10 protein-coding genes are annotated in these 12,822 nt (G+C 64.0%); 1 reads left to right on the top strand and 9 read right to left on the bottom strand.

Annotation, left to right across the window (positions count from 1 at the left end; all coding sequences use genetic code 11):
* Positions 1-173: 173 nt before the first annotated feature.
* From culp6 to glf, 9 genes are all read right to left on the bottom strand, one after another.
* Positions 174-1,181, bottom strand: coding sequence for a carboxylesterase Culp6 (gene culp6 / locus HBA99_RS00970; protein WP_070951688.1), 1,008 nt, complete (start codon positions 1,179-1,181; stop codon positions 174-176).
* Positions 1,182-1,394: 213 nt separating this feature from the next.
* Entirely contained in the window at positions 1,395-2,375 is a 981-nt protein-coding gene (locus HBA99_RS00965) for an alpha/beta hydrolase (protein ID WP_046252145.1), read from the bottom strand.
* Between the two features lie 233 nt (positions 2,376-2,608).
* Positions 2,609-3,589 carry an esterase family protein gene (locus HBA99_RS00960; RefSeq protein WP_057965353.1) on the bottom strand — a complete coding sequence of 327 codons (981 nt, stop codon included), beginning with the start codon at positions 3,587-3,589 and terminating at the stop codon, positions 2,609-2,611.
* A 160-nt stretch (positions 3,590-3,749) separates the two neighbouring features.
* On the bottom strand, positions 3,750-4,724 hold the full coding sequence (locus HBA99_RS00955; protein WP_030096111.1) for an esterase family protein: 975 nt from the start codon (positions 4,722-4,724) through the stop codon (positions 3,750-3,752).
* 192 nt (positions 4,725-4,916) lie between these two features.
* Positions 4,917-6,905 carry a terminal beta-(1->2)-arabinofuranosyltransferase gene (gene aftB / locus HBA99_RS00950; protein WP_070952364.1) on the bottom strand — a complete coding sequence of 663 codons (1,989 nt, stop codon included), beginning with the start codon at positions 6,903-6,905 and terminating at the stop codon, positions 4,917-4,919.
* A gap of 13 nt (positions 6,906-6,918) precedes the next feature.
* The gene (locus HBA99_RS00945) at positions 6,919-7,833 is read right to left on the bottom strand and encodes a decaprenyl-phosphate phosphoribosyltransferase (RefSeq protein ID WP_046252141.1); all 915 of its coding nucleotides are present in this window, start codon (positions 7,831-7,833) and stop codon (positions 6,919-6,921) included.
* Positions 7,830-8,393 (bottom strand): phosphatase PAP2 family protein, encoded by a 564-nt coding sequence (locus HBA99_RS00940; protein WP_030096114.1) that lies wholly within the window; start codon positions 8,391-8,393, stop codon positions 7,830-7,832. Before HBA99_RS00940 ends, HBA99_RS00945 begins: the two co-directional genes overlap by 4 nt.
* Positions 8,390-10,342 (bottom strand): glycosyltransferase, encoded by a 1,953-nt coding sequence (locus HBA99_RS00935; RefSeq protein ID WP_070951689.1) that lies wholly within the window; start codon positions 10,340-10,342, stop codon positions 8,390-8,392. The genes HBA99_RS00940 and HBA99_RS00935 overlap by 4 nt, the downstream gene beginning before the upstream one ends.
* Positions 10,339-11,541: a UDP-galactopyranose mutase gene (gene glf / locus HBA99_RS00930; RefSeq protein ID WP_070931791.1), complete on the bottom strand. Its 1,203-nt coding sequence runs from the start codon at positions 11,539-11,541 to the stop codon at positions 10,339-10,341. The genes HBA99_RS00935 and glf overlap by 4 nt, the downstream gene beginning before the upstream one ends.
* Before the next feature lie 274 nt (positions 11,542-11,815).
* Between glf and HBA99_RS00925 the strand changes: the two genes are divergently transcribed.
* On the top strand, positions 11,816-12,628 hold the full coding sequence (locus HBA99_RS00925; RefSeq protein WP_030096117.1) for a hypothetical protein: 813 nt from the start codon (positions 11,816-11,818) through the stop codon (positions 12,626-12,628).
* The last annotated feature ends 194 nt before the right edge of the window (positions 12,629-12,822 follow it).

Below are 12,822 nucleotides of genomic sequence, written 5' to 3'. Positions count from 1 at the left end.
ACTACGGCAGCTCAGGCGGCCATTCGCGACGAGATTATCGGTCAGCGTCAGCCAGCCAAAATCACTCAACCTCACGAACGACTTACAGTCTTATTTTTCTCTTAATCTTAGGCGAGCGTACCGCGCCCTCCAAATATCTCGGCGCCCTGTTGCGAAGATGACATCGACACTTGTCAGCCGTGCTTGGGGTGGGGCGCCTTCTCGATGAGCCCCTCGGCCCAGTTGGTGGTCCATACCGTCGCCGGCTGGCCGTCGATCTGCCAAAACTCCGGCGTGGCGTACAGCGCGTGTACCGGGGCACCTGCGCCCCCGGACAGAATGTCCAGCGTCTTACCCAGGTTGGAGATATTGAAGGCGTCAGGCGGCGCCGCGCAGATGAGATCCCCGGTTCCACAGATCTGGTTGGTGCGATCGTTGAGCTCACCAAATCCGCCGGGACGCGGCCCCGACATCTTCAGACCGAAGGAATCCAACACCCCCAGATCGCCCAGGGTGACTTCGGCGCCCTGTCCGGGCGGGTTGGGCCCTGGCGACAGGCCGACCCCGTCCTGGCGGCGGCCGTCTGCGATCAATGTCACGCCGAGCACCAGGTCCTGATCGACGGGTCCCTCGCCGTTTCCGATCTGGTTGGCGATGTCACCGGCGATCACCGCACCCTGCGAGAAACCAATCAGAACGTAGCTGGTGAGCGGGCACCGGTCGTACATTTCGGAGAGCTGCTTGACCGCCCGGTCGGTGCCTTCCTTACGGCTGTCGTTGTACGACATCTGGTTGTCATTGGCGAACGGGTTGTGGAACTGGGCGGTGTACGGCACCGTCCACGTTTCCAGCCGGGCCTTATCGAACTTCTCGGTGATCGGCCGGGACACGTTCAGCAGCAGTGACCGCGGGAACTCGGTCGGGTTGAGCGGATCGTCGGTGCGTGACGACTCCCAGGTACCCGGGATGATGAGCGCCTGCACATCGGGGCAGTCGGCGCTCTGGAAGGCCGGCCGCGGCTTCTGGCCGGGACGCGTCAGCGGTGGTGTCGTCGTCACCTGCCCCGCCGGAGGCGTGACGTCATCGGGCCTGCGGACGATGACCACGACGATCGCGATCACCAGGATGACGACGACGGCAACGGCCAGCGCCGCCGCCAAACCGAGAATCCGGTGCCGTTTACTACTCGAGGTCTTGGGCATGTGTCTCCTGGCCGTTCGTGACGTGCGGTCTCGCAGCTTGCTCCACGGTACCGGGAGCCCCGAGCGAGGCTACCGAACCGATGCCACCCGCACCTGCGCAAATGATCGTCACAGCACAGAATTCGTTACTCGATTGTGGCCGTCGGCGATCCCCGAAACGACAAAAGCGGCGACCACCGAAGTGGCCGCCGCTTTTGCGATTGTCAGTGACGACTAGTGGCTACCGAGGTAGCTCACCATGTCGGACTTCATGGCACGGAGCTGGTTGCCCCAGTAGGTCCAGTTGTGCAGACCACCCGGAGGGAACTCCACGTGGGCGTTCTTGCCGCCGGCGGCGGTGTAGGCATCGACGTACTTCTTGTTGATGCCGATGGCCATGCCCTCGAGGAAGCCACCGGTGAAGTTCTCAAAACCGTTGCGAGTGGCGTCCAGGTCGGTCGCGTCACCGCTACCGCAGTAGATCCACAACCGGGTGCCGTTGGCCACCGTCTTGTCGATGTTGAGGAACGGGTCGTTGCGGACCCACGCCGGGTCGCTGTCCGGGCCCCACATGTCCTGGGCGCTGAAGCCACCGGCGTCACCCATGGCCATACCGACCTGACCCTTCATGTCCGAGGGGTTCAGGAAGCCCGAGAGCGCACCGGCGTAGATGAACTGCTGCGGGTGGTAGTTGGCCAGCGTGATGGCGGACGCGCCACCCATCGAGAGGCCGACGACCGCGTTACCGGTCCGGGACACACCGTTGTTGGCGGCCAGGTACGCGGGGAGCTCCTGGGTCAGGAAGGTCTCCCACTTGTAGGTGAAGACGCCGTCCTTGCCCTTGGCGGGCTGGTACCAGTCGGTGTACCAGCTGGACTGTCCACCGACGGGCATGACCAGCGAGATACCGGACTGGTAGTAGTCCTCGAACGCAGTGGTCTCGATGTCCCAGCCGTTGAAGTCGTCGCGTGCGCGCAGACCGTCCAGCAGGTAGAGGGCCTTGGCGCCGCCTCCCTGGAACTGGATCTTGATGTCGCGGCCCATGGAGGCCGACGGCACCTGCAGGTCTACAACAGGGAGACCCGGACGCGAGAAGGCATTCGCTACCGCTGAACCACCGGCGACGCCGATAAGTCCTGGTAGAACAGCCGCAGTGGCGGCCACGGCCGCAAGTCGACGCGCAGTCGCGCCACGCATATGTGTAAAGAGCTTCATTACCTCAGTATCCCGTCTGCTTCAGTCGGCGTTACATGTCAGGCCGACAGACATCCTGTGGGGTCCCCGAGGTAGTCAACCACATCAGGGCGGCTGTCAACACATCCCGTCACGGTTGTTGGTGCTCCGCAACCGGACCGATGTGGTCTTGAGACACAATCCGGCGAAAAGACGAAAGAGCGGTGGCCACCTGCCAAAGACAGGGTGGCCACCGCTCTTTTGACTGCTTATGCCTAGTGGCTCTGCAGGTAGGCGACCATGTCAGACTTCATGGCCCGCAACTGCTGGCCCCAGTAGGTCCAGTTGTGGATACCGCCCGGAGGAAACTCCACGTGGGCGTTCTTGCCACCGGCCGCGGTGTAGGCCTCGACGAACTTCTTGTTCGAACCGATGGCCATACCCTCAAGGAAGCCGCCGGTGAAGTTCTCGAAACCGTTGCGGGTGGCGTCCAGGTCGGTGGAGTCACCGGTGCCGCAGTAGATCCACAGGCGCGTGCCGTTGTCGATGATCTTCTGGATGTTCAGGAACGGGTCGTTGCGCTGCCAGGCCGGATCGCTGTCCGGGCCCCACATGTCCGATGCGCTGAAGCCACCGGCGTCGCCCATGGCCATACCGATCTGGAACTTCATGTCCGACGGGTTCAGGAAGCCCGACAGCGCACCGGCGTAGACGAACAGCTGCGGGTGGTAGATCGACAGGGTCAGCGCGGCCGAGGCACCCATCGAGAGACCGACCACAGCGTTACCGGTCTGCGAGATGCCCTTGTTGGCAGCCAGGTACGCCGGGAGCTCCTGAGTGGTGAAGGTCTCCCACTTGTAGGTCCAGACACCATCCTTGCCCTTTGCCGGGTTGTACCAGTCCGTGTAGAAGCTGGACTGTCCGCCGACGGGCATCACCATGGAGATACCGGACTGGTAGTAGTCCTCGAACGCGGTGGTCTCGATGTCCCAGCCGCTGAAGTCGTCGCGCGCACGCAGACCGTCCAGCAGGTAGACAGCCTTGGTGCCACCGGGCTGGAACTGAACCTTGATCTCGCGGCCCATCGACGCCGACGGCACCTGCAGGTACTCGACCGGAAGCCCGGGACGCGAGAAGGCGCCCGCAATCGCCGAACCACCGGTGACGCCGACAAGACCCGGCAGCACGGCCGCGGCCGTGGCAACTACAGCCAGCCGACGCGCGGTAGCACCACGCATCTTCGAAAAGAGCTTCATTTACTTCGTTTTCCCATCTGTTTCAATCGATTTCCCACGCGCAGGTCAAGGGATTTGATGGACGCCCATCGCATACTCGCGCGGTAGTCAACCACATCTGAAGGACCTGCAGCACCATCACTATGTGCGCCTGCGGACCTTCTCAAGGTGCCCCGAGACCCTAGCCATTGATCGTGGCAATCAGATCACCCTTGAGGGCCTGCAGTTGCTGTCCCCAATACGGCCAGGAGTGATTCCCGGACGAGGGGAAGACAAATGTGGCGTTGCTGCCGCCGGCTGCGGCATACGCCTGTTGGAACCTCTTGTTACCGCTGACGGCCAGCGACTCCAAGCTGCTCGCGCTCAGGGCGACACCCGCATCGGCGTTTTCGTCGATGGGTGTCGAACCACCAGGAGCGCAGTAGATGTAGAGGCGAGTCCCGGCCGCGACCAACGCCTGGACCTGCACAGTGGGGTCGTTGCGCCGCCACGCCGGATCCCACGGCGGGCCCCACATGTTGTCGACGCTGTAACTACCGGCGTCGAGCATCGCGACCCGGATCGCGTTGGTCATGAAGATGGTCGACGGATTGAGGAACCCCGAAAGCGAGCCCGCGAATCTGAATTGCGCGGGGTGAAAGGCGGCCAGGATCAATGCCGCGCCACCACTCATCGAGAGTCCCACCACGCCATTACCCGTGGCCGATATTTGCTTATTGGTGGCCAGGTAGGCGGGCAATTCCTGAGTGAGGAACGTTTCCCACTTGTACGTGTACGGCTGCTTATTGAGCGCCGACGGCGAATACCAGTCGGTGTAGAAACTCGACTGGCCGCCCACGGGCATGACCACCGAAATCCCCGATTGGTAGAACCACTCGAAGGCCGCGGTGTTGATATCCCAGCCATTGAAGTCGTCTTGGGCGCGAAGTCCGTCAAGCAGGTAAACCGCCTTGGGTCCCCCGCCCATGAACTCGACGCGGATGTTGCGTCCCATTGAATTGGAGTAGACGTCCAGGTATTCGACCGGAAGTCCCTCGCGCGAAAAAGCATGCGCGGTGGCGGGGTTGACCGCCAAGCCCGCGGCCATTGCCACGGGCATCACAAACGCCGCTAACAGGGCCGTCAGCACGCGGCGGGCTCTCACGCGCACGCTCATCAGGGGTCCATCCGTTTCATTGGGGGAAGTCACAACTGTCACTTCTGTAACGCAACATTGCGTCTGAAGTGTCTGACACGGTCGTCTTCGTATCGCGACGACGGGGCCGCGGCGTTACCTAATTGGGATCTCGATTCGGACACAGAAGCCCGCATGCACGATCACGTCGAGGACCCGGACGGGAACGCTCCTCTAGGGACCGGTCGCCGGAAGCCCAGTGTACGGGGGGGTATCCAGCTTCGGCATCGGCAGACCGCATCGGGCCAGCTCAAGACGCGGCACACGGTCGAACCGGTAGGTGGTGAACTCGGCGGCGTGCAGCAAGTTCGACACGAAAAGCCGAGGTGAGAGGGGCCGGCGTATCGAACCCAACATCGCTTCGGTCCGCGGACACTTGAGCGCCTCCACGGCCTCGGCGACCCAGTCCTGGCTGAGATACCGCGGGATGTACGGGTAACGCTTGAGCCAGGGTCCGTCGGCAATCATCCACTCCGGGAACAGATCCTTGTCGTGACCGATGCGTCCATCCGTGATGCGCGTGGTGTGCGCGGCCAGCGGATTGGCCAACCCGATCTGGTCCACGATTCGTACATCCAGGCCCAGGTTCATGCCGAGCATGCCCAAGTTGGTGAACAGAACCGCGTGCGGCCCGCGGTAGTCGTGCGGGATCGGGGGTGGCGGCGGGATGGCCGGCACCACATCCCACTGGTCGTAGTTCCCCGAGGGCAATAGGAGCGCTCCATCCGGGGTGTTGTCGATCGCCACCAACACCGCGCGCATGCGCGGGTAGTTCAGGTAGTCCGCGGCGGTCAGCGGATGCGCGACGCCGGTCGCCTGTGCGTAGAAGCGCCGTTCGTCGACGATGCCGCTGTAGGTGACCTTGGTGCCGTCACCCCCCATTCCCGGCGAGTTAGCCACCCACAATGCCCATCCGGCGATACCCGCGAAAAGTCCGATGGTGGCCCCGGTGAGCAGACGAGCCTGCTTGGGCGTAAAGGCCGCGCTGTCCGGCGCTGCCAGCGGAACCACCGCGATAGGCAACAGCATGCAGAACACCGGGGTCAACAGCACACGCGCATGCATGAAATCCCCACCCTGGCGTATCCAGTACAGGCCCTGGATGAATCCGCTGGCGAGCATGAAAATAACTACGGCGGTGGGGTTTTGGACAAGCCGCGCCAGCCACCCGTAACCCGGGGCGGCCACCTGGCGCACCCACCATTGATCGCGACGGGCCTGGTAGGCGGCCACGCCGAGGGCGATGAGCAGCACCGCCGGCACCCATATGAGATACGGGGAGTTCATGTTTTGCAGGTAGACGAAGCCCTGCCCCCATTTGGAGCCCGACGCGTCCTTCGCGATCGCCGTACTCGGCACCAACAGGCCGTAGTAGCCCATCCGGAATATCTGGTACAGCACGGGCAGCGCTCCGCCGGCCGCCACGATGTACACCCGGCTGGTGAACCCGCGGGCGGCGATCAGCATCATCACCAAGAAGCCACCCCCGACGAGAGCCAGCTCCGGACGGATCAGCACGCTCAGCCCGGCCATGAAGGCCAGCCCTATCGTGAATCGTCTACTGAGAACGTCTTTCTGATCTTTTCGGTCGGCATGCACGATCCGTGGATCCACCGGCTGATGTGGGCCGCCGCGCCGATCAAGGGTGACGGGCGCGCGCACGGCCTGCGCCCAGATCACCATCATGAGCCACAGTCCGCCCAGATATGCCAGTACCAAACCGTTTTCCAGGCCGGAGGTGGCGAAATCACGGGCCGGCGGGATCGCGATGTACACCAGCATTCCGGCGGGCACCATGAGCGCGGCGCGCCCGGCAAGCAGCGGCGCGTAGAGCCGGGCGGTACCCAGAATCGCCAGCGCGACGCCGACCAGGCTGAGCACCAGCGACAGAGCCAACGCCACGTACTCGAGGCGAATACCTCCGCCGGCCCAGCCGCCCAGATACGTCAGGTAGGTCCACACCGTGGAGGTGTTGGCCTCTACCCGTTCTCCCTTGTTGAAGACGGGGCCGTTGCCCGCCAGCAGATTTCGCACGGTACGCAGCACGATGAGACCGTCATCCGCGATCCAGCGCCGCTGCCAGGCCCCCCAGCCGAACAACAGGGTCACGGTGAGGACGCTGACCCACACTGTGAAGCGGGTCAGGCCATTGCTAGGGCCCAGCGCCCGGGTCCGTTCAGGAGAAGTAGAAGGCCGCACCGAGCGATCCGATCCATGCGACGAACAGGAATTGCAACACCCTGTCCCCCAGAGCGATCTCCTCGGGCTCGCCCGCCTCGCCCCCGTCGACATCGACCGCGTAACGCAGGATGGCGATGGTGAACGGGATCATCGATGCGACAAACCAGGATCCGGCGCGGTGGTCACGTTCGAAGGCCCACAGCCCGTAGCAGACCACGATCGCGGTCGCCGACAGCGTCCAAACGAACCGCAGGTAACTGGATGTGTATCCCTCGAGCGACTTACGGATCTTGGCACCGGTCTTCTCGACGATCTGCAATTCGGCATAACGCTTACCCGCGGTCATCATGAGCGACCCGAAGGCCATGATCAGCAGGAACCACTGCGACAGATACACACCGGCGGCCACACCACCGGCGATCGCCCGAATGAGATACGCCGATGAGACGATGCAGATGTCAATGACCGGCTGATGTTTGAGGCCAAAGCAGTAGGCCAGCTGGATGGCGATATAGATCGCTATCACGATGACCAGGTTCAGGCTGACCCGAGAGGCAATGCCCAATGACCCGGCAACCAGCACGACCGCAAGCCCGTACGCGGCGGGTATCGGCAAGACCCCTGCGGCGATCGGCCGGAACCGCTTGGTGGGGTGCTGCCGGTCGGCCTCGACATCGCGGGCGTCGTTGATCAGGTAGATCGACGACGCCGCCATGCTGAAGGCAACAAAGGCGATAGCGACCCGGATGAAAATACCCCGGTAGTCGTGCGGCGAAATGTCGCCGAGCGCCGCCAAAGGCGCCGCGAAAACCAGGACATTCTTCACCCATTGACGCGGGCGTACCGCCTTGATGATCCCCGAGACGAGATTCTTGGGCGGGCCTGCGGTGGGTGCCGGCTCCTCGCTCATACCTGTTCCTCCTTGAGCGCCAGGCGCGAGTCCGCCCGGCGAACGGCCGTGCCGATCAGCGCGCCCAAGGCAGCGCCGGCGGCCACATCTGTGGGGTAGTGCACGCCAAGAACCAACCGTGACAACGCCATCGGCGGAATCAGCAGCGCGGGCAACGGCAATCCGGTCAGCGGCGCCAACAGCACCGCGGCGGCCGCGGTCGAGGTCGCGTGCGAGGAGGGGAAGCTCAACCGGCTCGGGGTACCGACGTTCACCCGCACCGCCTCATGGCTGGGACGACGCCGGCGCACCACACGTTTGATGATCACCGACGCGGCGTGGGCGCCAAAGGCGCCCGCACCCGCGGCCAACCAGCTGCGCCTACGGGCCTTGTCTCGCCTGTTGATGGCGGCGCCGATCAGCGCCGCGGCCACCCAGCCGATGCTGTGCTCACCGAAATGGGACAGACCGCGGGCGGTGCTCAGCACCCCGGGCCGACCAGCGAGGGCCGACTGCACGGCGACAAGAACCGCGGTCTCCCCCTGGGGCGCGGTCACCTCGCCCGGCAGCAGACCGGTCATGCACTCACCCCGGGATTCACGGACTGGGCCGCCGAATTGTCCTTACCGATGCCCAGGATGTTCTCCCACTGCTCTTTACTGGTCAGCGTCGGCAGCGCGTTGCGGTAGGTCTTGCGCATCTTGTTGAAATTACGCATCAGCTGCAGGTGGCGACGCGCCGACGCGCGCAGCAGCTCGAACATCTTGGCCCGATCGCGCTGGCGATACACCACACCACGCCCGTCGGCGGTGGTGACGGTGACGCCGTCGACACGGCACAGCAGGAACCAACGGGCATCCTGGGTCGCCACGTTCAGCTCCGGGCGCACGTGATGCTCGGGGTTTTCCTTCTTCAGCTGATGAATCACGCCACGGGAGAGTCGTAATCCGATGGCGGGCAAGGAAACCGGCGGCTTGTGCACCTTGCGGCGCCCGGAAGGCGAAGGCAGCGAGGTGGCTGTCGGGAGCACGACGGCGTCCGGGAACTGCTGACGCATCTTGCGCACGTCGGGCAGCGCCGACTCGAGGATCGACGCGATATGCTCGGGACCTGCCAGGAAGTCGTCGATGGCCCGGTTCTGGATGGCCACGGTCGAGTACTCCAGGCACAGCAGGTGTTTGAAGGTGGCCTTCAGCGAGCTGGCAAGCAGACCGCGGATCGGGTTGTCCCAGTGCAGGGCAGCCACCACCAGCCGGTTTCGCAGGTGGAAGTAGGCCTGCCAGTCGATGGCATCGTCCTTGTCGCTCCACGCCATATGCCAGATCGCGGTGCCCGGCATCGATGCCGTGCCGTAGCCGTGCTCATTGGCGCGAAGCCCGTACTCGACGTCGTCCCACTTGATGAACAGCGGCAACGGTTGGCCCAGCTCCTCGGCGACAGCGCGGGGGATCATGCACATCCACCAGCCGTTGAAGTCGACGTCGATGCGGCGGTGCAGCAGCTTGCTGCGGTCTTGTTCGATGTCGTCTAGCGCGAACTTGGCGAAATCGTGGTCGTATTCGGCGAACGGCGCTTTGCTCCACATGAAGTTGTCACGGTTGACCATCTCACCCATCACATGCAGGTGCGAGGGCTCCTGCAAGTTGAGCATCTGGCCACCGACGAGCATGGGGGACTTGGCAAAACGGCTCAGCGCCAGCGCCCGCAGGATCGAATCCGGCTCGATGCGGATATCGTCATCCATGTAGAGGATCTGCTCGCAGTCGGTGTTCTTGAGCGCCTCGTACATGACCCGGCTGTAGCCGCCCGAACCACCGAGGTTGGGCTGGTCATGCACCCGCAGCCGGCCCTCCAGCGGACCGGAGGCAGCCGCCCATTCCGGGTGGTCCTTGACCTTCTTGGTGCCCTGGTCGGGAACGATGACGGCGGTGATCACCTTGTCCACCAAAGGATCCGAGGTAAGAGCCTTCAGCGCGTTCACGCAGTCGTTCGGCCGATTGAAGGTGGGTATGCCGACGGCAATGCTAGCCCGGCCGGGTGCGGCGCTCGGGGCGTACCAGCCCGCGTTGTGCACCTCGACCTCGGTGTCGGTGGTGATGTCGAACCAGATCCAGCCACCGTCTTCGAACGCGTCCAGACCGATCTCGAATTCGATCACCGCACTCGCACCGCTGAACTGAGTGCCGCCCACCGTAATTCGCGCACCGGTGGCCTTGGTCCGGTACACGTCGACGCGGCCGGCACCGGACAGCTCGATGTGCAGCACGACGTTCTCCAGCGTCGACCAGCGCCGCCAGTAGCTTGCCGGGAACGCGTTGAAATAGGTGGCGAACGAGACCTCAGACTCCGCACCGATCTCCAGCGTGGTGCGGGTGGGTGCGTGCGCACGCCGGTCGTTGGTCTCGGACTCGACGATGTAGAGCTTGCGCACGTCGAGTGGCTCGCCCGGCCGGGGCAGAATCACCCGGGACAGCAGGCTCACCGCATGCGATTCCGTCGAATCGATGGGACCGAATGGGATGTCACTCATTGTTCGTCACCTCCGGACAAGGGAGCACCGTCGGCCAGATGCGGCGCAAGCACGTTGTCGTACATGCTCAGCGCACTGGCGATCGCCATGTGCATATCGAGATATTGATAGGTACCCAGCCGTCCGCCGAACAGCACCTTCGAAGAAGCTGTCTCCTGCTTGGCGCGGGCGCGGTAGGCGGCCAGGGTGGCCCGATCGGCCTCGGTGTTGATCGGGTAGTACGGCTCGTCATTCCCCTCGGCGAACCGCGAGAATTCCCTCATGATGACGGTCTTATCCGTCGGGTAGGCCCGTTCCGGATGGAAGTGACGGAACTCGTGGATCCGGGTAAATGGCACGTCGGCGTCGTTGTAGTTCATCACCGGGGTGCCCTGGAAGTCTCCGGTCTCGAGCACCTCAACCTCGAAATCAAGTGTGCGCCAGCCCAATCGGCCGTCGACATAGTCGAAGTAGCGATCCAGCGGGCCGGTGTACACGACCGGGGCCGACGGGTTCGCGGCGCGAAGATCGTCGCGCACCTGGAACCAGTCGGTGTCCAAGCGCACCTCGATGCGGTCGTCGGCGGCCATGTTCTGCAGCCAGGCCGTGTACCCGTCGACCGGCAGGCCTTCGTAGGTGTCGTTGAAGTACCGGTTGTCGAAGGTGTAGCGCACTGGCAGGCGGGTGATGTTGCCCGCGGGCAGCTCCTTGGGGTCGGTCTGCCACTGCTTGGCGGTGTACGCCTTCACGAACGCCTCGTACAGCGGGCGCCCGATGAGTGATATCGCCTTTTCCTCGAGGTTGGTGGCGTCTTCGGTGGCAATTTCGGCGGCCTGCTCGGCAATCAGCGCCCGCGCCTCGTCGGGCGTGAAGTAGCGGCCGAAGAACTGCGACACCAGCCCCAGGCCCATCGGGAACTGATAGGACTGCCCGTTGTGCATCGCGAAGACGCGATGCTGGTATCCGGTGAACTCGGTGAACTGCCGCACGTAGTCCCAGACCCTCTTATTAGAGGTATGGAACAGGTGCGCACCGTACTTATGTACCTCGATACCCGTCTGAGGCTCGGGCTCGGAGTACGCGTTACCGCCGATGTGATGACGGCGCTCGACGACGAGGACTCGCTTGTTCAGTTGGGTCGCGGCGCGCTCAGCGATGGTGAGGCCGAAAAACCCGGATCCGACAACGATCAGGTCGAACTGCTGGTTTTCTCCGGTCACGTGCAGTCAGGGTACTGGACCGGTACCGCGAGCCCCTGACAGCGACATCCGCCCCGTGAAGAACGGCTGTACCCGGGTTCGCAGGTACGGATCCGGTCGCAATTGGCTCACGATTTGGTTTCGTCCCATTAGTCACACCAGTAACTCTGGTTACCATCGAAAGCGTCGGTTCCGGTGCCGATCCACCGATCCGACACCCGCGGGAAAACCCGTGACAGAACACGCAAAACCGCAGAACACCATAAGTGATCGACCCGATATTGAGGAGACTTCCGTGCCTAATCGTCGCCGCCGCCGGCTTTCGACAGCCTTGAGCTCGGTCGCCGCGCTGGCCGTCGCAAGTCCGTTTGCCATTGCCCTCGCGACCAACATGACCCAGACCGCCGCGCCCGCACCCTCACAGCAGGAATTCGTGCAGGCCGCGATCGTGTCCGACCTCCCCGGTGAGGTCATGGGCGCTGTTCAACAGATGACGTCCCAGTTCGGCGTGCAGATCCCCGGGCTGTCCGGTCTCAACATCCCCGGCCTGGGTGGCGGAGGGCTCGGCAGCCTTGGCGGCGCCAACCCCGCGCTGACCTCGCCCGGTGGGCTCACCACTCCGGGCGGGCTCACCAGCCCCTCGTCGTCGCTGACCAACCCGGCCCTGACCAACCCCGGACTCACCAGCCCGGGCGCTACCACCACCCCGAGTCTCACCGACCCGGCGCTGACCAACCCCGGACTGACCAACCCGGCAGCTCCGGCCAGCACCCCGAGTCTCACCGGTACCGGCCCGACGGGCGTGAACCCGGCGCTCACCGATCCGGCCGCATCGACCGCGGGCCTGACCTCCCCCGGCGCTGAAGTCCCGATCACGCCAAACCCGGCCCTGGGCACCGGACTGACCAACCCGGCGCTTGCCGATCCCTCACTGGCGGGCCTCGGTACCCCCAGCGCACTCGGGGGCGGCAGCGGGCTCGGTGGCGGCAGCAGCCTGATCAGCGACGCGATGGGCGCCGTGAACCAGCTGGGCATCACCCAGGCGGTTGACCTCATCAAGGGCGCCATCCCGGCAGCCGCCTCCGCGGCGGCTCCGCCGGCCGGATAGGTCACACACAAACTAGGTAGCGAAACGGCACCGCAGGGCACAGAGGCTCTGCGGTGTCGTTGCGTCTGGCCAACCCGCCAAACATCAAGATCGACATTTGACGCGTGTCGAATCACTAGTCACATTTGTCCCATACGTAACATCCCTGGTGGTCGTGTCGCTCCATGCGGCACGTCCGGTGTGATCCAGGAGAG

Source organism: Mycobacteroides chelonae (assembly GCF_016767715.1).
Lineage (GTDB): Bacteria > Actinomycetota > Actinomycetes > Mycobacteriales > Mycobacteriaceae > Mycobacterium > Mycobacterium gwanakae.
Note: the sequence above shows the minus strand (reverse complement) of the source record. Positions and strands in the feature narration are given on the sequence as shown.